Source organism: Termitidicoccus mucosus (assembly GCF_038725785.1).
In the GTDB taxonomy this organism is placed as follows: domain Bacteria; phylum Verrucomicrobiota; class Verrucomicrobiia; order Opitutales; family Opitutaceae; genus Termitidicoccus; species Termitidicoccus mucosus.
Genome location: NZ_CP109796.1, coordinates 3148892 through 3175866, shown reverse-complemented (window position 1 = coordinate 3175866; position 26975 = coordinate 3148892). Strand labels below are relative to the sequence as shown.

Annotated in this window: 17 protein-coding genes; 6 read left to right on the top strand and 11 right to left on the bottom strand. The window is 62.4% G+C overall.

Annotated elements, in window-relative coordinates:
* Window positions 1-10 precede the first annotated feature (10 nt).
* The 6 genes from OH491_RS11225 to OH491_RS11200 form a co-directional block, all read right to left on the bottom strand.
* Window positions 11-4015, bottom strand: coding sequence for a glycosyl hydrolase (locus OH491_RS11225; RefSeq protein ID WP_068771327.1), 4005 nt, complete (start codon window positions 4013-4015; stop codon window positions 11-13).
* A 238-nt stretch (window positions 4016-4253) separates the two neighbouring features.
* A complete protein-coding gene (locus OH491_RS11220) occupies window positions 4254-6038 on the bottom strand; it encodes a beta-L-arabinofuranosidase domain-containing protein (RefSeq protein WP_068771328.1) in 1785 nt (594 codons plus the stop codon).
* Between the two features lie 292 nt (window positions 6039-6330).
* Complete coding sequence (locus tag OH491_RS11215; protein WP_068771329.1) at window positions 6331-8550, bottom strand: hypothetical protein; 2220 nt, start codon at window positions 8548-8550, stop codon at window positions 6331-6333.
* A gap of 18 nt (window positions 8551-8568) precedes the next feature.
* Complete coding sequence (locus OH491_RS11210) at window positions 8569-10125, bottom strand: alpha-L-fucosidase (RefSeq protein WP_068771330.1); 1557 nt, start codon at window positions 10123-10125, stop codon at window positions 8569-8571.
* Between the two features lie 554 nt (window positions 10126-10679).
* Window positions 10680-11552, bottom strand: coding sequence for an HDOD domain-containing protein (locus tag OH491_RS11205; protein WP_068771331.1), 873 nt, complete (start codon window positions 11550-11552; stop codon window positions 10680-10682).
* Window positions 11553-11560: 8 nt separating this feature from the next.
* On the bottom strand, window positions 11561-13654 hold the full coding sequence (locus OH491_RS11200) for a chemotaxis protein CheA (RefSeq protein ID WP_068771643.1): 2094 nt from the start codon (window positions 13652-13654) through the stop codon (window positions 11561-11563).
* Between the two features lie 136 nt (window positions 13655-13790).
* Here OH491_RS11200 and OH491_RS11195 point away from each other — a divergent pair, with 136 nt between their 5' ends.
* The gene (locus OH491_RS11195; protein WP_068771332.1) at window positions 13791-14324 is read left to right on the top strand and encodes a chemotaxis protein CheW; all 534 of its coding nucleotides are present in this window, start codon (window positions 13791-13793) and stop codon (window positions 14322-14324) included.
* 101 nt (window positions 14325-14425) lie between these two features.
* Here the strand turns inward: OH491_RS11195 and OH491_RS11190 are convergent, their stop codons facing one another.
* The 5 genes from OH491_RS11190 to fliD all read right to left on the bottom strand — a co-directional run bounded on the left by OH491_RS11190 (window position 14426) and on the right by fliD (window position 17961).
* Window positions 14426-14767, bottom strand: coding sequence for a hypothetical protein (locus OH491_RS11190; RefSeq protein WP_068771333.1), 342 nt, complete (start codon window positions 14765-14767; stop codon window positions 14426-14428).
* A gap of 8 nt (window positions 14768-14775) precedes the next feature.
* Window positions 14776-15174: a flagellar export chaperone FliS gene (gene fliS / locus OH491_RS11185; RefSeq protein WP_068771334.1), complete on the bottom strand. Its 399-nt coding sequence runs from the start codon at window positions 15172-15174 to the stop codon at window positions 14776-14778.
* An 8-nt stretch (window positions 15175-15182) separates the two neighbouring features.
* Complete coding sequence (locus OH491_RS11180; RefSeq protein ID WP_068771335.1) at window positions 15183-15473, bottom strand: hypothetical protein; 291 nt, start codon at window positions 15471-15473, stop codon at window positions 15183-15185.
* A 66-nt stretch (window positions 15474-15539) separates the two neighbouring features.
* Window positions 15540-16241, bottom strand: a complete 702-nt coding sequence (locus OH491_RS11175; protein WP_334319464.1) for a hypothetical protein — start codon at window positions 16239-16241, stop codon at window positions 15540-15542.
* Window positions 16234-17961 carry a flagellar filament capping protein FliD gene (gene fliD, locus OH491_RS11170; RefSeq protein WP_068771336.1) on the bottom strand — a complete coding sequence of 576 codons (1728 nt, stop codon included), beginning with the start codon at window positions 17959-17961 and terminating at the stop codon, window positions 16234-16236. Before fliD ends, OH491_RS11175 begins: the two co-directional genes overlap by 8 nt.
* 427 nt (window positions 17962-18388) lie before the next feature.
* Here fliD and OH491_RS11165 point away from each other — a divergent pair, with 427 nt between their 5' ends.
* The 5 genes from OH491_RS11165 (at window position 18389) to OH491_RS11145 (ending at window position 26967) form a co-directional block, all read left to right on the top strand.
* On the top strand, window positions 18389-19198 hold the full coding sequence (locus tag OH491_RS11165; protein ID WP_068771337.1) for a flagellin: 810 nt from the start codon (window positions 18389-18391) through the stop codon (window positions 19196-19198).
* A 236-nt stretch (window positions 19199-19434) separates the two neighbouring features.
* Window positions 19435-20259, top strand: a complete 825-nt coding sequence (locus OH491_RS11160; protein WP_068771645.1) for a flagellin — start codon at window positions 19435-19437, stop codon at window positions 20257-20259.
* A gap of 669 nt (window positions 20260-20928) precedes the next feature.
* A complete protein-coding gene (locus OH491_RS11155) occupies window positions 20929-23241 on the top strand; it encodes a tetratricopeptide repeat protein (RefSeq protein ID WP_068771338.1) in 2313 nt (770 codons plus the stop codon).
* A 325-nt stretch (window positions 23242-23566) separates the two neighbouring features.
* On the top strand, window positions 23567-25933 hold the full coding sequence (locus tag OH491_RS11150; RefSeq protein WP_084442371.1) for a glycosyltransferase: 2367 nt from the start codon (window positions 23567-23569) through the stop codon (window positions 25931-25933).
* Window positions 25934-25959: 26 nt separating this feature from the next.
* Window positions 25960-26967 carry a tetratricopeptide repeat protein gene (locus OH491_RS11145; protein ID WP_068771340.1) on the top strand — a complete coding sequence of 336 codons (1008 nt, stop codon included), beginning with the start codon at window positions 25960-25962 and terminating at the stop codon, window positions 26965-26967.
* Window positions 26968-26975 lie beyond the last annotated feature (8 nt).

The following is a 26975-nucleotide window of genomic DNA, read 5'->3' as shown; positions in this document are numbered from 1 at the left end:
GCTTTTGTTTTTACCGGGCGGGGAACGTCCGCCGCACCGGGTTCAGCAGCCGCACCGGGCCGAGCAGACCGGATTCCAGCAGAGGCTCGTCTTTGTCATAAAATTGCCATGTGGCGAAGGTGGTGCGCCCGCCCGCCGGTTTGGGCGCGCCTTCGGCATACCAGGAAGGCAGGCGCTTGATGCCGTGCCGCCAGTGCGCGTTTTCATATTCATTCTCGGCGGGCAGCGATTCGTCGCCGATCAGCCGGTTCGCCCATAGGTTTGTCACATGGATTTCCAGCGCGTTGTCCCCGGGCCGGATGGCGTCGGTCACGTCCACGCGGAATGGCTCTTGCCAAAGCGGGGCGAAAGCGTGTCCGTTCACGCGCACTTCGGCCACCACCTCCACGCGCCCGAGGTCGAGGACCACGCGTTTCCCGCCGCCGAGGAAGGCGGCGGGCACCCGGATGGTCTTGGTGTAAACGGCGGTGCCGGAGAAATGCCGGACGCCAGCATCGGCATGCCGGTGCCACGAGCCGGGCGATTCCATCACGACGGACGCCGGCGCGCCCCGTCCGGGAGGGAACGCCACCCGCCACTCGCCCCCGATGTCGAGGGGCGGTGGCACCGCGACGGCGAGCGCGCTTCCGGTCGGGAGTTCGTAATGGCCGGACGACCAGAACAGGCCCGTGACCGAGCCGTCATCCAGCGCCGACAGCTCGACCGCGGGCGGAGGTTCCGGCGAAGGCAGGCCGCGCGCGGCCAGTGCGGCGATGGCGTCGTCCGGCAGGCATTCGCCGAACAATTCCGGCGCCGTCATATTGCCCTCAAAGAGAAACGAGCGTCCTTGCGAGGGCGGCAGCGGCTGGCCCGACGCGCCCATCACGGCGGCGAGCCCGTCGAATTGCAGGATGGCCCCGGGCGACGGTGGCGGCGAGCCGACGCCGGGATGCACGATGCTCCCGGAGGCCAGGCCCTCGCGCGCGAGTTTGCCGTCGATGTAGAGGCGCGGTTTCCCGTCGCGATAGGTCATGGCGAAATGCGTCCAGCCGGAGACCGGCCGCCGCTCGACGAGCACCGCGGGCGAGCGGTCGCGCGCCCGTTCGATCACGTAGGCGCCATTGCGCCCGATGGCCAGTCCCGCGATGGCGTGGCCGGCGCCGTGGAGCGTGTCGCCTTCCGCCGCCGGGATCGCGTAGAACTTGCCCGTCTCGTCGAGCCGGCCCGAGGTCGATTCTTCGGGCATGAGCCGCAGGTCGATGTCGGGTTTGGCCCAGACGGCCATGGTGAACTCATTCGTGATGACGGGCGCGGGCGGGCGGGCGGTTTTCACCGCGTGCAGGATCTCGCGTCCATCGCGGCGCACCCATGCCGCGTTTTCCCCGCCGGCCGGTTTGCGGAACACGACAAACACGGATTCCGCCGGCCCGAGGCGCAGCGGCATGCGCGTGCGGGTGTCTTCAAAAGCATAGATCGCGGCGTCACCGGTCTCGCCGGTTTGCGGGTTCCAGAGTTCCGGGCGGCGGCCGGCCACGCGAAAGACGCAGCTTGCCTCCACCGTGAGGCGCTGGCGGTTGGCGACAAAATACAGGTCGCCGTCGGGCAGCCTGCGGTGCAGCCAGGACAATTCCGCGCCGACGTCCGCGCTGGTGTATTCAAAATCCGGATTCAAGCCAGCCTCGCGGACGGCGTCCGCGATCGCGACGGCTGGCCGGACGAGCGGTCGCCCGCCCGGGGCCGCGTCCCAGAGTTCGGCGGCGATGCGGCGCACCTCGCGATCGCTTTCCGGCTGCCCGCGGAGCGACGGGGAGCATTCCGGCCTCGGCCCGATGATGACGGCGCCCTGCCGGGCAAATTCGCGCAATTTGCGGGCGAGTTCCGGCGTCATCGCTTTCAGTCCGGGCGGCAACACCAGCATCCGGTAGGTGTTGCCTTCCGGCAATGTCAGCAGGCCGTCTTTCACGGTCACGCGATCGAGCAGCACCTTTGCCGAGGCGAGGTCGTAATCGTATCCGGGCGGCGGCGCCGGGATAAAAAACTGCGTGCTGCCGGGCGGGCGCTCGCCGGTGAAATACAGCACATCGGCGGCTGGGACGCCTTGGCGGAGCATGTGCTGGCAGCGCGACAGATAGGCCAGCCAGCCGGAGCTTTGCTCGAACCACGTGTTGGTGCGCTCAAAGAAGAAACCGAACGGCCCCATGGTCATGCCCGGCGCGGCATCCGGATGCGGCTGGTGCACGTAGCGATGGAAGACGAGTTGATTGATGCCGAGGGCGAACATGTCGTCGCCCAGCGCCTTCAGCGCATACGGATACTCCAGCCAGCGGGAGGTCGCCTCTTCGCCGGTGAAGGCTTCCGCGGCCACGACGGGTTTGCCGTAAACGTGGGCCGCGGAGGCCACCATTTTTGCGGTCCGGTTGGGCGACCACGGCGTGCGCACCCAGAATTCGCCCATCGGCACATCCGGCAGCCCGGCGACATCCAGCTCGTCGAACACGCCCTGGCCGTAGCCTTCCGCGGCAAAAACCAGACCCCGCGCGCGGCACAATTCCGCCATCCGTCCGTAGTAGCTTTCCGCCATGAGCTCCGTCTGCACGCGGCGCACGTCATACAAAAAACGCTCGGATTCCATGGCGCCGCCCACGACGCGTCCCAGCATCGCGGGCATGCGCGGGCGGATGTCGTAACCCGCGCGCCGCCGGAACTCCTCCGGAAACGAGGCGGTCCAGTTCTGCATGCCGGCCTCATAGCTGTCGATGAGCACGCCGTGGAGCCGTCCGCCGCCGCCGGACGCCTCCGCGTCGGCGAGCACCCGGCCGACGACTTGGTTGAAATGAAATTCCGTCGCCTCGCGGCTGAACTTGTCCGTTTCCAGGCCATGCCCGGCTTCCGACGCGGAAATATTTGCCTGTCCCGTGCCGGTGTGCCCGATGCGGAGAATCGTCCACGCCCCCGGCGGCGCGTCCCAGCGAAGCTGTCCGCTGGCGTCCATGTGCACCGTGATGTCGCGCACCGCCTGGGGCGCGATGGACGGGACGGATTCGTCTCCCGCCGGCATTTCCACCTGCCGGCTCACGCGGTAGGCGAAATTGGCCTTGAACGTCCAATCCTCGATGCGCGGCGCGCGGTGCAGCACGAACTCGGACAGCCCGCAGGCGGCTGCCGGCGCCAGGCGAACGTATCGCGCCTTTCTCGCCGGGAAGACGGCGGTCCCCGGCGCCGCGATGCCGTGCCGGGCGGGGGCGGTCACCCGGCACAAGGGCGCGTAGTGCGCGCCGTCCGTCGACGCTTCGAGCGCCAGCGGCGGGAATGCCCTGCCGTCGAGGCCGTGGACGGTCACCGCGTGGATTTCGGTGTCCGCGCCCAACTCGACGACGAGGGTTTCGCCTTTCGCCAGGTCCAGGCCGGTGGAGGGCAGGCCGTCGCTCAAATGGGTCTTGTTCACCTCGCCGCCGCTGCTTGTCGTTATTTTATGGATACAATCCTCACACGGCGTCTCCTCGCCGGGCAGGGACGGGAAGGCGAGCACGAATGCGTCGCGATACCAGCCCTCGTTGGCGTGCGGGCGGGGCAGCGTTTTTTCGATCATGCCCGGGCCGCGCACGGTGGTTTCCGTCCAGACGAGCTGCTGCATCGAGCGCGGCGGCGTGATCCACGGGCCGCCGCTGCTCGACCACCCCGGGGCGTTGTGCATGCCGATGTCGAGGCCGAGACGCGCGCCCTCGTTGAGCGCGTGGGTCATCAACTCGCGCCAGCGCGCGTTGAGATAGCCGGAGGGGCCGGACGGCAGGTAGGCGCCGCCATCGAAGATATGCACGCCGCCCAGTCCCACGCGCCGCATCGCCTCGAGGTCGCGCGTGATGCCGTCGCGCGTTACGTGGCCGTTCATCCACTGCCAAAATGCTTTTGGCCGCGCCGAGGCCGGCGGATGGACAAACCCGGCGCGCAGGGGATCGGTGTTTTCGACGGATTGCGAAAGGGCGGGGCAGGCGGCGGCCAGAATCGCCGCAGCCATGCCGAGGCGGACGATGGACATGGGATTTGTTTTTTTAGAAGTTTACGGTTTCGGAATGAGTGCGCGGAGAAAAGGGCGTATTCAAAGTGGAGTCATATTATATAATTCTTTCCTCTTTATTCTTTCTCTTTCCTCTTTCTCCTCCGCCCCGTCAGCATCCACTATCCATCGGGAGAAAGAGAAGGAATAAAGATAAAGAGGAAAGAGAAAGAATTCCGGGCAACGGCATCATTCTGAGCCACTGCCGTGGATGGACGACTCACCAGACCGGGATGGGCGGTGCGTCCAGGTCGTGGTAAATGCGATAGGGCGTGACTTCGCCGAACATGTAGAACGGGCGGAACTTTGCCTGAAGCTGCCTGCCGTCGCGCGGCGCGATGCCGAACACTCCGGGCTGGTCCCGGTCCGGCACCAGCCACCGTTCCAAGTCGGCGAGCGCGGGCAGTTGGGGGATTTCCTCAAACACCCAGTCGTCCATCGCCAGGGTCACCGGACCCCGCACAATCGCGACCCGCCGCGGGTGCCGGGAGTCAACCGGCTCCATGCGCGGTTTCATCGGGATGCGAATCTCGATCTTGTCGCCGGATTGCCACACGCGGTCGATTTCCGCCCACGCGCCGCTTTTCGGGGCGCTGACCACCTCGGCGCCGTTGACCGTGGCGGAGATGTTTTCGGCCCAGCCGGGCACGCGGAATTTCAGGCTGAAGCGCGACGGCTGCTGCATCGTGAGGCTCAGCGCGGAAGTTTCCTCCTCGGGATAGTTTGTGGCCTGGGTCAGCGTTACCTCGCCGGACGGCCCCTGCCACCGCACTTCCGAGGGAACGTAGAGATTGATATAGAGGCTGAAGGGCGCGCGATAATAGATGAGGTTATGATAATCGGCCACGCACTGGATGTAGGTGCCGGCGCAGCAGGGATAACGCGACACTTTATATACTTTCAGCCCTCCGGCCACACGGTAGTCGGAATAATAGAACGTCTTGCCGCCGGCCGTGATTGGCAGGGAGGCGCCGATGCCGTTGTAGAAAAGTTTTTCGATCCAGTCTCCGTAGCGGGACTCGCCGGTGAAGGACGTAAGGTAGCGGCCCAGCTTGAACACCGCCCAGGAGCCGCAGACGGTCTCGAAGGAGGCGTTGCGCGCCTCCAGGCTGCGCCCGAGCGTGCCGTCGGGCGGCACGATGCGCTCCATCGGGCCGAAGCCGCCGGTGGCGTAGCACTGCGTCGCCTGCATGTAATCGTGGAAATTCCGCATGATGTCGAGGTAGGTCGTGTCGCCGGTCATTTTATACACCATCGCCACGCTGCTGAAGGTGTTCACATGGCTGTAGGCGTGGACGTGGTGGGCGTTTTCCGGCTCCGGGCTCCGGGCGAATTTGTTCCAGTAACCGGGATGCAGATAGCTGTCGGCAAATTCCTTTACCCTCTCGTCACCGATGAGTTCATAGGCACGGTAAAGGTTTTCGGCAAAAGTGTACCATTCCCCCGGTTTGCCGCTGGTGGATTCGGGGGTTTCGGGCGTGCGTTCCTTGCTGAAGGTGCGCATCGACCATTCCAGCGTGCGCTTGAGCAACGGCAGCGCGGAAGGCTCGTCCGCGTATGAATGGAGGTCCACCAAGCCGCAGACGACCTTGTCGTAGGCATAGAGCCCCATGCGGCAGTCGCCGTCGGGACCGATGGTTTTGGCCCATTCCGCGAGCAGGCGGGACGCCTTGTCGCGCATCGCCTCGTCGCCGGTCGCCCGATAAATGCGGGCCATGCCGCTGAGCCATTGGCCGAATACGGTGTCGCTGTTGTGGCGGCACCAGCCGCCGAGCGGCGCACCCGGGGCGGGCAACCCCGCGGCTTTTCGGTAGCCGTGCAGGATGTCGTCATCCGGCACGCTTAAGTAATAGTCGCGCGCCTCCCGGAACTGCGCCGACCAGCGGCTTTCGAGCAGGCGGACACCGCGATAGTCAAATGGCTCGACCACCTCGCGCGCCGCAGGCCCGGCCGCCAGCGGCGGCACGACAACTGACAGGCATAATGCAAGCAGGATCGGTTTCATATTATGGGGGAAGTTCTAAAATCAACCGCGAAGGACACGAAGGGTGCGAAGAAAATAATGCCAGGTGAAATTGTCCGTTTTGTGATTTTTAAATTATCATATTATAGTGGTTTCATTTAACATTGGCGCGGCAGCGCCGGTAGGGCGAAGCCTCCGGCTGAGCCGCGGCTCGGCGGGGACGCCTCGCCCTACCTTTGGGCTAATGTTGAGAGAAAATACTATATTCTCCATTCCTCGCGTCCTTTGCGGTTCAAATCAATTTTTGGAGTTTCCATATGCGAGACGTCAGGAGTCACCGGGCCACATTTATAATGTATTGGGTGGCGGACGGCGTTCCGAGCGTCACTTCCCAGCCGTCCTCGACCATCTTTGCCTTGGCCGGTTTGCCGATGGAGCGCCCGGCGCCATCCAATGCCGTGACGGACACATCCACCGCGCCATCCAAATCCTGAAGGACGAGCCAGCCGGTCACCGGCTCGATGAGCGTAGGACCCTTGCCCCATTCGTCCCAAAGCGTCCGGCGCGCATTCCATTTCGATCCGGTGTTTTGCCAGCGCGCGCAAGCGATCAACAGCAGGGTGGGGGAGCGCTGGATGGGTGCGTCGGTGAGTGAGGAGAGCGTGACGGCGCAGAAATCGTTTTTGATCTCCGGCATCAGATGGCGGGTCCGCGATTGATTATTCCGCACAAACCCGACCACCGCCTGGGTGCGGGGTGTGTCGATTGTGACCGCGCCTCGCTTTGCCTCCGACACATGCCATGCCAGTTCGCCGGTGTCCGACAAATATGGCGGCGAGGGATCGGACTCGAATTGTTGGGTCGGCCCGCCATCCAGGCTGCGGATGCGCGAGCCGTGGCGCAGCGGCAGCGAGAGCGGAAACCCGGGGGTGAAATATGGGCGCTCGGCCGCGGGCAGGCGCATGCTTTCGGTGACTTGGTCCGCGGTGTAAGTGCGGGCGACGGTGTGCCTGGCCGGGCTCACGTCGGACCGGGAAAAGAGCAGCGCGCCCGCGCCCATTTGTGACATTTTCACCGGGTCCAGCGTTATATCAAACTCGTCCGCCACATACGGCTCCCACGTGTTGCCGATCTTTGGCTCGAAAGTATAAAAATAGATGCCGTCCCAGTCCTGGAATGCGCCGTAGGCGGCCAGGATTGGGATCATCTCGGCGGCATAGTCGTTGGGATTGGGATGGTTCACCTCGCTGACGGTGAACGGGCGGTTGAGGAACGGTGAGCGGCTGAGCTTCACGATGGTGGAGCGCGTGGGCTGGTCCACCATGGGGGTGTTGCGCGCGCCCCATATCGCGGGATGCTGCCAGTAAACATGCCCGTCGATGAAATCGAGCTGCGAATTGGCCCTCAGCATGGGCTGGCTCGGTATCCAATAGGTGTGATCGGCGTTTCCGATGACCGGCGATTTCACGCCGAGTTCGTCCTTGAGGAATGCATGCATGCCCGTGAGGAACGATGTCTCGACATGGGTATAAAAATCCGCCTCGGCCCTGAACAATTCGTCGGGCGCGGTGCTGAAATCCCCCCGCCGCAGACGAGGAACCGGCGCGCCGGGCGCGACCGCCGCGAGCTTCCTTAGTCGCGCGATCTCTTCGCCTGTCCGGTTGGCCGCCAGCCAGGCCTGATACATCTCCGTGAGCTGTCGTTCATAGCGCGGCGGAAAATCGAGCTGATGATTTTTCCCGCCCGGCGCCAGCTCGCCGCGAAGCCAGTTGCGAAACCAGAATTCGAACAGGGAGTTTTCGTTCACGATTTCCACCGTGGCGACCGCGGGCTCGTTGCGGTATTCGGATTTTGTATAGGGATTGTAATGGGTGAGCAGCTTGCGCGCATAGTCCTTTTGCAGTTCAATCAGCCGCTCACCGATGTAGGTGACGCCCTTGGCCACGCCCAGCAGCTCATAGTCCGGCACCCCGTCGCCCTCCTTGTAATGGCGGCCCACGTTCAGATTCAAATTCGTATAAATCCCCGCCTTTTTTAACTCGGCCACGAAAAAGTCCAGACGGTCCAGGGCGCCGGCATCAAGCTCCAGGGTGTCGTTGCGCGAGCCGTCGATCAAGCCGGCGGGCGGCGACGAGAAGCGCTGGCCCTCCGTCTCGGCCTTCTTTCTTCGAATTTCGATTTCCTCCTCCTGTTGCGCATTGCGCGTCGTGCGGTCAAGGAAGTGAAACCGCACGCAGTTCACCCCGGCGCGGGCGAGCGTCCTGGCCCACAAGGCGGCCTCTTCCTTCGGCGGAAGCATGGTCGAGCCGCGCACCCATCCCGTCAGGTTCACGCCCCAAATGCGGAGGCGGCTGCCGTCGGGTTTGGACAGATGGCCGTCCTTGACGCGCACAAAGCCGTCCCTGCCCGCGGGCGCATCGAGCAGGAAGGAAACATCGGCGGGTGAGTCGATACGCTCATGATGATTGATGACGAAGGGGACGAGCGGGATGTCTTCCTCGCCCGGCAGGGCCGCGGGCAGGATAAAAAGGATCAATATAAAAGCGCGGTTCATAAGGCATTCTCCTCGGTGTCATTTCCATGTGATCCGGAAGGAAATCACGTCTTCGCACGGCAGGCGGGCGGGCTGCTCGATAACGAGGGCCTCGTCCGTCTGCCGCCATTTGATTTGCTCATCCGAGCCCACCAGTTCGACTCGTCCCACCGGACGCGCAAATTCCCCGCCCAGGCCGAGCGAGGTCACCGTGACCGGGCGGACCGGCGGCGAAAGCACGAACACATAAAGCCGGCCGTCCTTGGCGGTGAAGCGCATGTCGTCCTGCGTGTAGGGAATGGCCTCGTCGCGCGCCCGCCCGCGGCCGACGCGCGTGGGGCCTTCACCATAGGTTTCCCAGGGCCGGGAGTCGAAAATGCCCTCGCCGTTGATTTTGGTCCAGGCGGCGAAATTTTTCAGGAATGCCACTTCCCGCTCGTCGATGGAGCCGTCGCCGCGCTGCGGTATGTTCAGCAGCATGGTTCCGTTTTTGCTCACCACGTCCACGAATAACTGCACGACCTGGCGGACCGATTTGTATTCTATATCATCTTTATAATGCCACTGGCCGATGCAGGTCCCGGTTTCGAAGGGCTCGGGCTGGATGCGGTCGCTGACGCTGCGTTCCCAGTCGGGCACGGCGGCCCGCCGTTTTTCCGCCGGGAGCCCCTTGGCCGTGAGCACCACGTCGAGGCGGCCGTTGTCGCGCGCCATGCTGGAATTATAATAATGCGCGACGATATCCAGCCCCACCTGGCCGAGCGGCAGGTCCCAATTATCCAGATATACAAAATCGGGCTTGTAGGCATCCATCAGGTTTTGCAGGCGGAAAAACCATTTGTTCGCGAACTCCGGATCGTCTGGCGGCGGGGCCTCGGTCCAGGGCAGGTTGTTGGCGTCATGCCACTCGCGCGCGGCCTGCATGGAGGTGAAGCCGTCCGGAATGACGATGGCCGGCTTGCAATATAAATCCCGGGGGTCCAGCCCTTCCCACCATTTGCCCTTTCCGTCGGCCTTGGTCAGCCGCCAGGCGTCGTAGCGCACGCCGGCCTTCGGCCCCTCGGCGTCATAACCGTAGGCGGTCTGGAACCAATGCCAGGCGTGCGACGAGTGGTTGGACACGCCGAAGCGCAGCCCGTTTTTGCGGGCCGCGCGCGCCCACGTCCCCACGATATCTTTTTTGGGACCGACGTTGACGGAATTCCATGCGTGGTATTTCGAATCATACGCGTCGAAATTGTCCTCGTGATTGGCCATCGCCACGAAATAGCGGGCGCCGGTTTCCTTGTATAAGGCCATCAACGCCTCCGGGTCCCATTTGTCCGCCTTCCAGAGATTATCGATCTCCATGAATCCGAATTCCGAGGGATGGCCGAAGTGTTCGACATGGGATTGGTATTGCTTGTGGCCTTGCACATACATGGAGCGCGCATACCAGTCGCCCTGCCCGGGCACGCACTGCGCCGACCAATGGGCCCAGATGCCCAGCTTGGCATCGCGGAACCATTCCGGGCACTGGTAGTTTTCAGTCAGCGACGCCCAAGTGGGCTCAAATTTTCCGGGTGCAACCGTCCTTTCGGCCGGCAGCGGCGCCACGGGAGGAATGCCTGCGCCGGATAGACAGTTGATGGTCAGTAACGCCGATATTATCAGGATGGCGGGTCCATGATTGGGTATGGTCATAGGGCGGAGCAAAAGCAGGGTGGATTGATTCGAAGGGGAGCACCAAGAGTGTTTGCACACTATACGGGATTTTTCGGGCATCCGCTCCCAGTATCCGGGCAAAAATTGCCCGTATCCTAAGTGATGGAGCCGTCCGCCAGAAGAGAAGTCAGCCCGCCTTTATTTCTCCCGGGCTGGTTTCACAGCGAAGGTGCGAAGACGCAAAGGATGAAAAAACAAACCCGGAGCATTATTAAATAGAATTGCAGCCGCTGGGAATGCAACCCATTGGGTTGCATTCCCAGCAAGACCGGGTTGTTTTGGGCCGAATGGCCCGGCTATAATATCATTTAAAATACTTCAAAACCACCTGGTTCGCCTTTATTCCCCTGGTTTCTTTTTGCTCAGATCTTTTTCCCGGCCATTAAAAACAGCAGGCGGCCGATACCGGCATGCCGGTATCGACTGTGCATCGCGACGAGGTCGCGCTAGAACTCGATCGGGCCCGAAGCCAGTTTCTGGCGCAGCAGCAGCGAGGCGCGGTTGAGCACTTCGGGCAGGGCCGCCTCCAGCACATCGACCGTAAAACCCCATTCGAGGAGCAGGTTCGAGTTCAGCGCGATCAGGAAACCATCTTCGCCCTGCCCCACGCCGATGCTGGCCGAGAGATAATTCGCGGCGTGCACATGCACCGCGAGGGGCAGATGCTCCGCAGGGAGACGGTTGTTGGGAGGATTGTAGGTGGCGACCGCGACAAAGGCATCCGGGAACTTCCACTGCGTGAGCAGCCGCGCGCCCACCGTCGCGAAATTGAAGCCCAGCACGGCCGACTCCGCGTCCAGCCAAGTACAGCCATCCATTTTCTGGTATTCGCGGATCGTCTCGAAATGCCCGCCGCACGAGTAGGCGATCGCGAGCTTTCCGACTCCGCAGACCAGCCCCGCCGCGTAGCTGACGTCGGAGGGCACGCGCCCCGTTCTTTCCGCCAGCACTTCGGCCGCAACCGCCGTGACCAGCGACATGCGGCAAAAATCACCCGGTTCCCAGCAATATCCTTCGACTTCGTGCGTGAGCCAGCGTCCGGCGATGGACAGCGCGGCCACGCGAAACACTTCCCGCTGTCCGAGCCGCAGCAGCGCGTCGTGCAGCGTGCCAATGCGCGCGTTGCCAGCGGAAAAATAGGCCGAGTTGGCCAGGCGCAGCACGGAACTGGCCAGAACCGGGTCGATCTGGATGAGCTCCTTTATCTCTTGAATCGTCCGGTCGGTCCGGCCCAGCACGTCCAACAACCGAGGCAAGAGCATCGGCGCGCATGGAAGTTGCAGCGCCTGTTCGCATACTTCATTTATTGAGGGGGTCATGAAAAAGACTAGGCCGCGCAGAGCGACGATGGATCGAGGATCAACGCGATATTGCCGTCGCCCAGGATCGCGCCGCCGGCCACTCCGGGAATGCTTTGGAGAAAACTCCCCAGGTTTTTGACCACGACTTCCTGCTTGTTGATCAGTTCGTCGACGAGCAGCGCAAAGGAGCGCCCGGCGTTTTCCACGATGACGACAATCCCGGCCGACGGGTCCTCCACCGCCTCCAGAATCCCGAAGCGGCGATGCAGGCGGTGCAGCGGCAAAAATTTCCCCCTGTGATCGAGCGTCTCCCCCTGGCCTTGAATCGTGGACAACGCCGAGCGCGACGGACGCAGCGCCATCTGCACCATCGTGCTCGGCAGGATGAAATGGTCGGCGCCGACCCGCACCAGAAGCCCGTCGATGATCGCCGTGGTCAGAGGCAGGCGGACGCGGAAGGTGGAGCCGCGCCCGACCTCGGACTCGATCTGGATCGTGCCGCGCAGTTTTTCGATGTTGCGCTTCACGACATCCATGCCCACGCCGCGTCCCGAGACCGAAGTCACTTTTTCCGCGGTCGAGAAGCCCGCGTGGAAGATCAGGTTGATGATTTCCTCCCTGGCCAGGGTCGCGCCCTCCGCCACCAGACCTTTCGCCTTGGCCTTGGCCAGGATCTTTTCCGGGTCGATGCCCCGGCCGTCGTCCTGCAACTCGATGACCAAGCTGCTGCCCTCGTGGTAGGCCTCGAGCGTGAGCGTGCCGGTCGGGTCCTTGCCCGCCGCCACCCGCCCGGCTTCCGGCTCCAGCCCGTGGTCGAGCGCGTTGCGCACCATGTGCACGAGCGGATCGGTGATTTCCTCCACCACGGTGCGGTCGATTTCGGTCTCCTCGCCGCTGGTGACGAAACGGGCGCGCTTGTCGCAGGCGCGGCACAGGTCGCGCACCAGCCGGCCCATGCGCTGGAACATCGGCTTCACCGGCACCATGCGCAACGACATGACGGTTTCCTGGATGTCCTTGGTGATGCGGTGGAGCTGGCCGAGGTTTCGCGCCAGCGGCGAGCCGTCCTCGCCGAATGCGCGCGACGATTCCTGCAACTGGCTTTGCACGATCACCAACTCGCCCACGACGTCCATCAGCGCGTCGAGTTTCTCCGTGTTTACCCGGACGGTGGAGGCCGCGCCCGAGGCGGAGCCGGAACGGCCGCCCGCATCCGCGGCGGCGGGTTCGGCGGCGGATGCGGATGCGTTCTCGTCGGGCTTCGGTTTCTGCCCGGCGTCGGCCGGCCCGGCATCCTCCGCGCCCGAGGCCAGGCGACGCACGGCGCCGATCAGGTGCGAGACTTTCACGATCTCGGTGGACACGCGGCCCTGCTCGAGCGCGATCGCGATTTGCCGCACCATGCCCTGCACCGCGTCGCGGCTGCGCAGGATTTCCGTGATGATGGTCGGCGTCAGCCTGCGTTTGCCCATGCGGATCAAGTCCAGCAGCGACTCGACCTCGTGCGTGAGCGTGTGCATCGGCGTGAGGTGGAGAAAGCCCGACACGCCCTTGATGGTGTGGAACGAGCGAAACAGGCTGTCGAGGGCCGGGCGGTCCTGGGGCGCGGAATCGAGCGTGAGCAAGGACGCCTCGATTTGCATCAGGTGATCCAGTGCTTCCGCATGAAACTCGGCCAGCAATTCGCCGTTTTCCTCCAAGTCGATATGCAACGGCGTGTCGCATGCCTCCGGGCGCTGGGCGTCGTGATCGTCCGCAGGGGCGCCGGGCGGCGTGCCTCCCGCCGGGGTTTCCTGCGGTGCGGGCATGGCGGGAGAGGGCGCGGCCTCCGCGCCGCCCTCCAGCACCGACGGCAGCCACTCCGCCACGCGCCGCAGGTGGCCGAGCGTCACCTCGTCGAAGGGCCTGGCCTCGTCCAGCAGTTTGCCCAGGGCGGCCTGCAGTTCCCGCAGCGGCTTTTCGACCGCCGGCATGCCGGCCACGATCTCAAGCAGTTCCGCCGACAGGCTGTAGGATGGGATCAGCCCTTCGTCGCTGCCCGCGCGGGCAAGGATCGACTCGCCGGCCAGGCGGTTGCTGGTGTCCTCGAAAAGGGAGCTTTTTTCTGGAGGCAAGGACATGGAGGAGGCGCGGGAGTTGAATGACATATCACCTGCATTTATGTTTCGGCCATCGCAGCCGAAACTTTAAGGGAAGAAGCGGCTAAAGCCGGGTTGAAAACGCCCGATAAGACCTTGCAGCCCGCATGCGTGCACCATGAGCAAGCCCGTCCTCGAAAACACCGCCAGCCTCGCCGGCAAATACCTGACCGTCGTTCTTGACAACGAGTCCTACGGGATCGCCGTCCTCAAGGTGCGGGAGATCATCCGCCTCCAGAAAATCACGCCGGTGCCCCAGATGCCGGAGTATGTGAAGGGCATCATCAACCTGCGCGGGCGCATCATCCCGGTCGTGGACCTGCGCCTGAAATTCGGGCTCAAGGCGGAGCTGGCCGACCGCACCTGCATCGTCGTGGTGCAGGTGAAAATCCAGCAGGGTCCCGTCGTGCAGATGGGCCTGATCGTGGACAGTGTCGAGGAGGTGGTGAATCTTTCCGCCGGTGAAATCGAGCCGACGCCGGATTTCGGCACGCGGGTCGACACGAGCTACCTGCTCGGTCTGGCGAAGGTGAAACAGGTGGTGAAAACGCTGCTCGACATCGACCGCGTGGTCGCGCCGGATGCGTTGCACCAAGTCGCGGAACTCGCCGCCCAGCCCCGCCCGGACGCGGCGGTGGTCGAGACATCCTGAAGACGGCGCGCGGGGACATTTTGAATTGAACCGGGGCCGGCGGCAAAATGGAGCCCGTCCCTCCACGGGAAAAACCCGGCGGCGACAGCCTTTAAAACCCGCTACTCAGAATTAATATAGGCATCCCGCACCTTGATCAGGTTCCGGCGCGTTTGATCGAGCCTGGACAGCTCCTGCCTCTCATGGTTGGCGATCTCGTCGAGCCGGCGGTTGCGTGAGGCGTGCTGCTGCCGCAGCGCCGCCACGCGCGCGCGGAGCTTCACGTTGCTGATCAGGTTTTGGTGATGGACGACGTGCGCCATCAGCCCGTCAAGCACGACCTGCTTGCGGTCGAGTATGTCATGCAATCCGGTCCAGTCGTTCGCGGCAAAGGCCGCGTCCTCCTCGGAAGCGAGATCCTCCAGCGCCTGGATCAATCGGAACGCGGTTGCGGGCGCACTCATGGGAAAAATCACGCGGAGACGGTGCGAAGCATCTCCGCCCACGCGTCTCGCAGGTCGCGGACGAATTTTTCGATTTCGATCACGGGGGTCTCCTCCTTGCGCAGGTTGGCCTCGTGCAGGCGGCGGATGTAATAATCGTAGAGACGGGAAAGATTGGCGGCAAACTCGCCGCCGCGTTCGAGGTCGAGGTTGGAGCGCAATTCCTCCAGGATGGCCTGGCTGCGCAGCAGCGCGGAATTGATGTGCTCGATGCGGCGCAGGTCTTCGCGCGGCAGGCTGAAGGCCTCGCGGGCCTGGGCCATGAAGCGCAGGGCGCCGTCGTAAAGCATGAGGACGAGTTGTCCGGGGCTGGCGGTCAGGATCGACTGCTTTTGATAAATGCGGGCGAGTCCGGCGGTGGCGGGCATGGCGGGGTTCAGGATTCTTCGGTTTCGGTGAGGTCGGGCGACGAGGCGATGAGACCAGCCACGGTCTCCACGACATGGGCGGGCGGATAATCCGGATCGATGGAGAGCTCCCGGCCGCGGGCCACGACTTCGGGCCTGATTTCCGGATACTGGGTCAGCGTCTGCTGCAACGACGAGATGCGGGTGGGGAGAAGCCTGTCCGCGCCCGGGGTGGAACGCCGCGCGCCGATGTTGGCCGCCGGGCCCTGGAGTTGCAGGGGCGCCTGCGCGCCTTGGGTGGAGGATGTTTGGGAAATCATGACGTGGTGAAAATTTGAAAATGCCGGTTGGGATTCTGACGGCCGGATGCGGCGCGGTGATTGGCTTTAACGGTTGGGAAAGGTCGCGGCCACGCTGGACGAGGCGTAGGCGGCGAACGCGGTGGGACTTTGCAGGATGGCGGTGACGGCGTCGCCGCGCGCGCTGCCGGAATCGCGGGCGAAGCGGCGAGCGGAATTGGCCACGGCGGGCTCGCGGGCGTCGAAACGTTCGTCGCAGGCCCAGATGAGACTGCCGGAGCGGAGATGCACCAGTTTCGTCCGCAAGCCGATGGACATCGGCGCATAGGGATTGCTTCCGGTGACATCGCAAAAAAGCACGGCGTCGGCACCGGTCGCGCCGGCGACGCGCTGGAGGAAATGCTCGGGCAGGAGGCCGGTCGAATCCAGCGAGCGCGTGCCGGAAAACAGGCGCGAGAGCTGGTATCTCGACACGGGGACAAACTCGGCGCGCTGCGTGTCCTGGAGCGCGGCGAGCCAGACCGGATCGAGCGACGAGACGAAGTCCTCGGGCAGCGCCGCGCCGTGCGCGTCGAGCGGCAGGACGGCCACGCGCCGCACATCCGACGGCCAGGATTTCGAGCCGCGAAAATTGACCGGGGTGAAGAACGGCCCGCGGTTGAGCGGATCGAGCGGGGCGGACAGGCAGCCCGCGAGGAGCGCCAGCAACACAAACGCAAGGCCGCGCGCGAGGAGTGTCCTCGCGGAGACGGAAGGGAGAAAGCGCGTGCCGGTGCGGGGATCACTCATCGCTGGAGTTGTTGCCGAAGGCATTGATCAGTTGCTGCTGCATCTGGGTGTATTTCGACGAGGCGACTTCCATGGCCGTGAAGGCGGCCTCCATGCGCGCGCGTTCTTTTTCCAGTCGTTCCTCCAGCTTGGCGATTTGTTCGTCGATGCGCTTGTTGGCCGTGGTCAGCGAATCGGTCATGCCTTTCAGCAGGCCGCTGCTGTTGTTGGCGCCCACGTAGGTGTTGAGCAGGCCGTCGATCCGGGTGGCGAAACCGGCCGAGCTGTCGCTGAAAAACGCGGCGACATCGTCGGACGAGCCGGCCAGCGCCGCGTCGAGCTTGTCGGAGTCCTTGATGCTGAGCTGGGTGGAGGTGCCGGAGAAGTCGATGCCGAGCTGCTCCAACTGGACAATGCTGCCGTCGAGGCCGGAAATGGAGCCGAAAACACTCGAGCGCAACTGGCTGGCCCAGCCCGACACCTCGCGGTTGCCGCTGAGCACCGAGGTGGACACCGAGTCGCCGGAGACGGAGATGGCCGTGACGTTGTCGATGAAGGTCTGGAGCGAATTATAGGCGGAGATGAATTTCTCGATCGTCGAGCGCATCGTCGCGGTGTCGGCGGCGACGGTGACGGTCTCCTCGCCGGCGGATGTGGCCGTGATGCTCAGGCCCGCGATGCCGTGCTCGGTTTCGGAAAAGGTGTTGCTCGTGCTGGTGATGTCCGGTCCGCCGTTGATGGAAAACACGGCGTTGGCGCCGCGCGTCAGTTGGGCGGAGGCCGGGGCCAGTCCGAGCGCGGAGAGGATGCCGCCGCTGTCGTCGTTGATTGTGATGCCGGTGTCTCCGGTGGTTTTGTTGGCGAGCACGACGCGGTCGCTGGCCGCGTCGTAGGCGGCATTGACGCCGGCGTCGCTGGCGTTGATGCGGGCGAGCAGCTTGGAGAGCGAATCGTTCGCGGCATCGTAGGCGATCTCGACGCCGTTGATGGTAAAGGTGCCGGAACCGGAAAACGCCGTGTCGGCGAGGCCGGCGCTGGCGAGCGTCTTGGTGGTGCTGACGCGGCCGAGCGCGGCCGTGCTGGCAACGGAATCGGTGCCGTTGCTGAAGAGCTTGGCGACCGAGAGAAAGTTGCTCGAGTCGTTGGCGGCGCCGAGCACGATTTCCGAGCCGTCGGTGCTGGTGAGCGCGATGCCGTCGGTCGCGGGATCATAGCTGGCGGTGACCGTGCCGCCGGTGGCGGCGGAAATCTTGTCGAACACGTCCTGAAGCGAATCGGTGAGCGCGACGCCGACCTGCGCGCCGTTCACGGTAAACGTGCCGGCCTTGACGGACGAGGCGGTCGGAAGCGTGGCGATGGTGAGCGCGGAGACATCCGCCGTGGCGGAAAGGCCCTGGCTGATGCCGGTCGCGCCGGAGAGTTTGGCCGCGGTGGCGAGGCTGGTGACCTTGACCGTATAGTCGCCGGTGGCCGCGCCCGCGCCGGTGGAGACTTTCCAGGAAGAGTTGGTGACCGTGCCGGTGCGTGCGTTGAAGACGCCGTCGGCCTTGAGCGCGGCGGTGGCCGTGCGCAGCGACGTCAGGTAGGAGCCGAGTGCGTTGAGCGCGCTGACCTTGCTGGAGTTCTGGGCCTGCTTGCTCTCCAGGGTGGTGATCGGGGTGCGCTGGAGTTCAATCATCTGGTCGATGAAGGCGGCCGAATCGAAACCCGTTATGAGACCAGAAAGTTTTACGGAAGCCATGATAATGCAGGAGAGTTGATATGGGTGATGCTATCGGCACGTGACGCGGGTCACTTGAGTGCGGCGGCACGGCCTGTGGGGGTAAAAGTGCAATGCGGTGAATTTATCAGGCCGATCTTGCGGGAAGCCTGCGCGGCAGCGCCTCGTAGCGCAGGCATCCTGCCTGCCGTCAAGACCGAAGGCGCGAAGCGCCGCTGGTTCTTTTTCAGGAAATAAATGGGCGCTTCGCGCGAGAAATTAACGACGGCAGGCGAGATGCCTGCGCTACGAGGCGCTGCCGCGGCCTGGCGGAAATTGGCCTAAAGTCGCGTCACACATGGTCCGTATATGCCAGCAGTTGCGATTTGATTCGCGACTGAAGCGGCCCGGCTTCCTTCCCCCCGGCCCGTCGCCCTACGGACAGGGCAGCAAAATCAAGGATGATTGTATGGCAGTTGTAATCAACACCAACTATGCGGCCACGGTTGCATCAAACAACCTGGCCTCGTCAAACAGCTCGCTGCAGAAGAGCCTGAACCGGCTTTCCAGCGGCTCGAAAATCGTCTCCCCGGCCGATGACGCCGGCGGTCTCGCGGTCTCGATGAAACTCTCAGCCGCCGCCAAGCGCTCCGGCGCCGCGGCCATCAATATCGGCAACGCCGTGTCGTTCCTCCAGACGCAGGACGGCGTGCTCTCCACCTCCGGCGATGTGCTCGAACGCATTGGCGAGCTGTGGACCCTGTATCAGGACCCGACCAAGAATTCCTTGGACTTGGCCAACTACGATCAGGAATATAAGCAGCTCCAAAAGCAGTTGGCTTCGCTCACGGAGGAAACATTCAACAGCAAAGCCCTCTTTTCGGCGACCCCCATCAATGTGCCCGTTTCCGAGGACGGCTCTCAGCTCGTCGAGATTTCGGCCAAAAATCTCAGCTCCGGGTTGGGCGTTTTTGCTGATTCGAACGGCAGTGGAACGCTGGGTGGTTTCGACATTGATGACTTAAAGACCGCAGTCCAGCAAGTGGCTACTTATCGCGCCAACAACGGTGCCGAGCAGAGCCGCCTCGGCTTTGCCTCCGACGTGCTCGTCACCAACAAGGCCAACCTCGAGGCCGCCAACAGCCGCATCGTCGATGTGGACGTGGCCTACGAGTCCACCGAACTCGCGCGATGGAACACGCTGGTGCAGGCCGGCACGGCGATGTTGTCGCAAGCCAACCAGAGCGCGCAGATCGCACTCAGCCTGATCCGAGGCTGAGCCCGCCCCAATCAAGTTCCGTGATCTCAGCCCTTGTCCGGATATGAGGCGCGATCACGGGATATTGGTTTTCAGATCACAATCATTTATTTAATTCCTGATGATAGCCACCATCGGCAGCCAGCGCTCATCATCGGGGCACCCTTCCGGGCAACTCGCCCGGAGCGGCACAGCCTGATGCCGTATTATTCAGGTTCGTGGCGACGACGGACGTCGCGCTTATCAAGGATAGAACCATGTCAGTAGTAATTAATTCGAACTACGCGGCGACGATTGCCTCCAACAATCTTGCCGCTTCCAACACGATGTTGGAACGCAGCCTCAACCGCCTCTCGAGCGGATCGAAAATCGTTAACCCCTCCGACGATGCGGGTGGTCTGGCGGTTTCGATGAAGCTCTCGGCCGCGGCCAAGCGTTCCAGCGCCGCGAATACCAACATCGCGAACACCACCTCGTATCTCCAGACGCAGGATGGTGTGCTCGCGACCACCGGCGATGTGCTCAACCGCATCTCGGAGCTGTACACGCTGTATCAGGATCCAACTAAAAATTCGTCCGACAAAGCCAACTACGACGTCGAATTCAAGCAACTGCAGCTGCAGTTGACTTCGCTCGCAGCCGAGACATTCAACGGGGTGTCCTTGTTCGGTGACTCGGGCAGCAACGCTATTGATGTGGTGAAAGTCTCCGAGGATGGATCCCAGACCGTGGCGATCACTGTCAAAGACCTCAGCGATGACACCGACGGTGTCGGCGCAATCAGCGGCAGCGGTGTTTCGTCTCTTGCTGATATCGATATTGATGACATCAACGACGCCATCCAGAACATCGCCACGTTCCGCGCCAACAACGGTGCCGAGCAGAGCCGCCTTGGCTTTGCCGCCGACGTGCTGACGACCAACAAGACCAACCTGGAGGCCGCCAACAGCCGCATCGTCGATGTGGACGTGGCGGAGGAATCGACCCAGCTCGCGCGTTGGAACACGCTCGTGCAGGCCGGCACCGCCATGTTGTCCCAAGCCAACCAAAGCGCGCAGATCGCGTTATCCCTGTTGCGATAAAGCGATCCATTGGCCCAAGAAAAATCCGAAAAGCAGCGGCCCGGTGGCAACACTGTGCCGCTGCTCCCGTAAGGCAACAAACGGGTGCCCTCGCACGAACCAACCGTGCGGGGGCATTTTTTGCCGAGTGATAAATCGCCAATTTGTCCGGATAAAGTCGTAGGAATATATAGTATTATATATCATGCGTTTACGCATCATTGCGCAGTGATGGCATGAAACCTGCCAAATGCGAAGAATGCTTCTCTCCGTTCATTCGCTTTGGGGTCAATGCCCCTGCCTGCCTTGGCTTGAAGGGACGGCGGTGGCCTCATGTCGTCCCTCAATCAGGGAACGGAAGCTTGCGCGAGGACGCCCATGCCGACATGCGCGCACTTTCCGACCCCATCGCTTTCTCCATCCGCGTGGCCGCACACCCGTGGCGCAAGCATCCTGCCTGCCATCCCCACTGATCGCGCGCAGCGCGGCTGATTCCACTTTTTTGACTGCGGTTAATGCGAGGCAGGGAGGGCCGAGTGGCACGGGCGTCCCCGCCCGTGGACGGCGCTCTGCGCCGCAAACCCACGGACACATGGGCGGTGTCGCCCATGCCACGCAATCCCTCCGGCCGCCCGCGTATCCTCAGTTAACAAAGTAGAACTCATTCCGAAGTCCTTTGTTCTCCCCATCATGATTGTTGATCCCGTTTATGATTCGTCCTCGCGGCCATCGCTGCCGCAACTCCTCGACACCCTGGAGGCCGCGCTGACGGCCTGCGCCGCCGCGCCCGCCGATCCGGAGGCGCAGGCGCAATTTGATCGTGTGCGCCGCGAGACCGCAGAGACGGTCGCAGGCTTGCGCAAGGCCGATGTCGCCAGCCCGCAAGTCGGACGGATTCGTTCGCTGGTCCGGCAGATCACGGAGTGCGGTTTGCTGGATCGCGCCACGGAGCCGGATGCACTGGTGCAAGCCGACGCATGGAGCGTCGCGGGGTGGCCCGGCCTGCTGGCAGCCATGCTGGCGGCCCCGGCGTGGAGATGCCCGTCCGCACCCTCGCTGGCCGACGTGCCCGGCTGGTTGTGGCCGGACTATGCGGTGTGGCGGTTGGGCGTGCCGGGCGTGCTCGATCCGCTCGCCGGCGAGACGGAGGCATGGTCGGCATCGGTGCTCGCTTATCTGACCGATCTCGCCCGCTGGTCCGAGCGCAACATCGGCTCCGCCTCTGTCATCTCGGCCATCGAGACCTGGCTGCCGCTCTCGTCGCTTTCCGCGCTGCATGCGCTCGGTCTCAACCTGCGCCATCATGCGGAGATGCGGGCGCGGATTCTCTCCCGGTATTTCCGCGTTCCCGCCGCCCTGTCCGAATTGCCTCCGCTTTCCCGGATCGGGCGCCGCTTGCGCGTGGGGTTTGTCGCGAACGACTGGTCGCGCTCGTCCGCCACCTGCGCGGCGCTGGCCCGCTTCGAGCACTTGTCTCCCGCGGATTTTGAGGTCGTGTTGTTTTCCGCGCGCGATGCGGCAAATGATTCCCCGTTCGCGCAAAAATGCCGCGCGTGCGCCGCCGAATTTCAAGTGCTGCCCGCGGTCGAGGACGAGCAAATGACGACGCTGCAATATGCCGCGCTCGACGTCCTCGTGTTTCCGGAAACGATCGCGTCGGCATGCGACACGGTCGCCCGGCTGGCGCTGCATCGTCATGCGCCGCTGCAAATCATGCTGGGCGAGTCGGGCGCGACATCGGGATTTCCGGAGATCGATCTTTGTGTCTGCGGCGCGGAAGACGACGACAGGCGCGAAGGTTTCAGCGAGCGACTGGGCATGTTGCGCGGGCCGGCCCGCGCCTTTGCGCTGCAACCGGCGAAAAACGAAACCCGGCTGGAATTTTCGCGCGACAATCTCAACCTGCCGCCGGACGCGGTGCTGATGGTCACGATGCTGTCCGTCCCGTCGGTGGCGAAGCAGACGCTCGAGGCCTGGGCGCGCCTTCTGGCGGCCGCGCCCGCCGCGCGCCTTCTGGCCTACGTGGTGCCGGGGCCGAACCGCCTGCCGGGCGGAGGCGAGCGCCTGCTGGGCGCGCTGCAGAACGCGCTGGCGCCGGCCGGTTGCGATCCGTCCCGCGTCATGGTGCTGGCGCCCGATGATGCCACCCATGAGGAAAACCAGGCGGTGCTCGGACTGGCCGACATCCATCTGGTCGCGCCGGGCGCGGTCCATGAATTCTGGCTCGCCGCCGCGTTTCATGCAGGCATTCCCGTGGCAGGGGATGTCGGTGCGGATTGGAATTGCTCGCCCGCCGATCCCGTGTCCGGTGCCGATGTGTTCGGCGCCAATCATGAAGACAGGGCGATCCGCCTCGCCATGTCCGCGGACACGCGGGACGCGTTTCGCCGGCACCTGGCCGGATTGAATGAAAACGGTCATGGATTTCTGGATACACTGGCGGCCGGCGACGCGTTCGGGCATCTGCTCGAGGCGGCGTATGACGAGCTGGAATTGTCGGGCCGGGAGCTTTTTCGCATGTCGCGGGAGCCTCTGCGTTGCGGCGTGTTCACGACCGTTGATGATGCGGTCGCGGCAGGGCATGAGGCACTTGCGCGCGACGATATCTCAACCGCCTTGTTCGAAGCCGGGCAGGCGCTCCGTTGCGCACCGGACAGCCCGGAGGCCCGTCATCTCTTCGGGGCGGCCTCGCTGGCCGACGGCCAGGCCAAGCGGGCGGTGACGTATCTGCTGGCGGCGGTGGAGCAGCGGCCGGATAAAGCGGATTACTGGTTCGCGCTTGCGCGCGCGCTGGTGGCGGACGATCAAAGAGGGGAAGCATCCCGCGCCCTGCAAACCTGCCTGCGGCTTGATCGCTCGAGAGCCGAAGGCTGGCTGCTGCTGGTCGAACTCGCCGAGGGCGTGGGCGCGACGGAGATCGCCCGCGATGCGGTGAGCGCCTTGCGCGCGACCAATCCCGATCATCCCGAGCTAGCCGCGCTGACCGGACGTTATCCCGCCTAATGCCAATACCGTTTGATTAACCACGAAGGACGCGAAGGAAATCGTAAAACTATTTGTTTTATAATATATTGAATGAAGATATATAACTTGATTTTTAACCCTTCGCGTTCTTCGCGGTTAAAATGAATTTCTAGGAGGTCCCTTCAGCTAACCGCAAAGGGCACGAAGGACACAAAGCATACTACCTCAATAATCATCACCTATAAATGGATTGCATTATGACAGGCATAAATGAGCGAAACCGGTCCCATCCTCTTTGCTTCGTATCCTTGGCGTCCTTCGCGGTTTAATCTCCTTAACAGTATTACCCTTAAACCCGGATGCCATGCGTGTGCTTTTTTCAACCGTTTCGCCCGCCAGCTACATGGCGCCGCCCCGCCTCGGGGATGAACAGATCAACTGCGGCCCGGACTGGGAAAATGAGAAAAAGGACGGGCGGGTGATTTCCTTCCGGACTCCGGTCGGGGCGTATGATCTCGCCGCGCTCGCCGCGCGCTTGCCGCCGGAGCAGAAGCCCGACGTGGTCGTGTGCCTGGCCGATGCGAGCCGGCGCAACATGCCGCGCAATCTCCGGGCATTCAAGTGCCCGCGCGTGCTGCTCGTGGCGGATACGCACCATATGCAGTCGCCGCTGACGAACATGCTCAACTACATCGCGGCCGAAACCTTTGACCGGGTCGTGCTGCTTTACGACCGGCACCATGCCGGCATTTTCCGGACAGCGGGTGTAAAAAACCTCTTTTGGTTTCCGGGGCTTACCTTCCCGCATGACGATGCCACGGTGAAGGCCGCGCGCGCGGCACAGCGGCAATCTTGCGTGGCTTTTGTCGGGCAGACGGGGAAGTTTCATCCGCGGCGTTCGGCGTTGCTATCGATGCTGTCTGGGACCGGCATTCCCCTGCGGCACGAAACAGTGGGCCAGAAGGAGGGACTGCGTGTTTATGGATCGTCGCTGATCGGACTCAACACCAGTCTCAATGGCGATTTGAATTTGAGGGTTTTCGAAATTCTGGCGGCGGGTGGCGCGCTGTTGACCGACAGATTAACGAGGGAGTCGGGCTTGGACATGCTCTTTCCCGCGACGGTTGGCATCTTTTTGTACAACGAGGCAAGTGAACTGAAAGAATATGCATTCCGTTTACTGGCGAATACCGTCGTGACCCGTGCCATGGGCGAGGCCGGGGCACGGTGGTTTGACGAACACATGAGCGCGGAATGCCGCCAGCGTGATTTCCGGCGGCTGGCAATCGACGGCATTCAGCCGGCATTTGCCGAGCTTGGCGAAGTGAAGCCCTATTTCAGTGGGGATGCGCAGCGGCTGAAAAAAGTTCTGCCGGATTACGAGGCAACTCAGGAGCGGTGCCGGACAGAGGTTAACGTGACGGTGTTTTTGGAGGACGCTGTTCCGGACGGCTTGGCTGCGTTGTATGCCACAATGCCCCGGTTGAAACTTGTTAACGCCGCGCAACTGAGTGAGCCGCGCGACTTGTTGCTTACCAGCTCGGAAGTCAATCGACGGCATGGCACAGGCGTGCTTCTCCAAAGATATTTTCCCTCTGCGGATACCTTTGTGTGCTTGCGTTCGATGTCCCAATTCGGTGGCGAGACGGATTTTGGAGGCGATCACTTTGACTTGGGTCGGGCAGGTCTCTCCACGGAGAATCGGATCAATCTCTTGAAGGGCATCTTAGGGAAGTATCAAATCAGGCGTATCTTGGTGGTATCATTTTCGGCGCAGGATTTCGCCTATGCATTGATTGCTAGCATTCTGACAGGCGCTCCCATGGGCATCTTCATCATGGATGACCAGCTTGTTTACGGAAAGGGAGGGAGCTTGCGAAATATTGCAAAGCAGGTGTTCGAGCGGTCGCGCTTGCGGCTGGTTATCTCGCAGGAAATGAAGGAGGCCTATGAAAAATGTTTCGGACTGCCGTTTGCAGTGATGCCTCCCATTGTGACGTCCGTGGCGCAATGTTGTGAAAATTGCTGGCAGGCGAAGTTGCCTTCTACGCGTCATCTGGTGGTGGGAAATATCTGGACAGCCGGACAGCTCAATCAACTGCGAGAACTCACGCGGTCCGGTCGTTTGTCATTGGAGTGGATAGGAGGGGCTCACAACTACGCTTGGATGCCTTCCGATGAGGGACTCGAATGTGATGGCATCCGCAGGCTCGCTTCGCTGTCTGAACCGGAATTGGCGGCTCGTATCGCGAAGATGCCTCTGGTCATCATCCCCAGTGGCATGCTGGACGGGAGCGAGGACAACGAATGGATCACCCGGCTCAGCCTGCCATCGCGTATGGCGTTTATCCTGACCCAGACGCACACTCCCATGCTGGTGCTTGGCAGTCCTGAAACCTGTGCGGCTCGCTTTGTACTCACGCTGGGCACCGGCATGTGCTGCTCGTATGAACCGGGTGCGGTCGCAGACACCGTACGGCGCATGATGGAGCCGGAAACACATGCCGGACTCGTCGCCCGCGCACAAGCCGTGGCTGGGGCGTTTGTCATGCCCGACGCGGGTGACTGGATCTGGCGTTCGCTGGCGGCGGGCCGCCCGGAACCGGCGCCGTTTGACGGCATTTATCCAGCTGGGAGCGACCTCCTGTCTCGCCAAGATGCATCCGTGATTTCGAAAGATGAACTTGCAGACGCACAGGAGCCGAAAGTGCATCTGCCATTGATAATATGAGCTGATAAAATCCCGTGCATTCTCTCATGATTTTGCCTCCAAAAAATATCGATCAGCCTCGGCTTAATAGGATACTTCATCAGGCCAATGTATGCTTTGCGAACGAAGATTGGAATGGAGCCCGCCAATATCTAGAGCAGGCCGTAGTCCTTGCTCCCGAACATGCTCAGCTTCATGCTGCAGTGGGTATAGTCACCTTTAAGATTGAAGACTATGCTGCATCCTGCTTGGCATTTGACGCTTCCCTGAAGCTTTCTCCTGAAAATCCGGATGTGCTCATTCAATATGCGACGGTATTGATCAAGCTTGATCGGAAGCAGGAAGCCGCGCAGGTACTCGACCGCGTCTTACGGCTAAGGTCCAGCGATAGCACTGCGCTTGCATTGCTTGCCGGATTGAAGCAGATACCGTTGTCAAATCCATGCGCCAGTCGCACACAAACACCCCATCGTGTCGCCCTTGATCCCGGCCTGTCTCTGGAAATCGGAGATTATTCATATATCGACGACAATCGTCTCCGAAACCCCAGTAAAGCTCCCGTCCATGTTTCTATCGGGCGTTTTTGTTCCATTGCCGTGGATCTTACAATCATAGGTCTCGATCACCGCACCGACTGGATTACAACCTACCCTTTTTTGCATGAGTGGCATCGCAAGCGCTGGCCTGGAACGCAGGAAATTCCCTATCCCTCCGCGCCCGAGCATGGCGGCTGTATTCATCGTGGCGAAATTAGTATCGGCCATGATGTGTGGATCGGCTACGATGTGAAGCTCTTCAGGGGTGTTACCATTGGCAACGGCGCAGTCATTGGAGCATGTTCCTTGGTCAACAAGGATGTCCCCCCCTATGCCATTGTTGCCGGGTCACCGGCGCGTCACATCCGATGGCGTTTTCCCGATGAGCATATCGATTTTCTCCAAAGTATCGAATGGTGGCATTGGCCGGTGATGAAAATCAATCGCTATATGCCGTTCCTGTGCAGTGCTTGTATCAATGAACTTCGCGCGCAGCTTGCTGAAGATGAGCAGTCCTGAATTTTAAT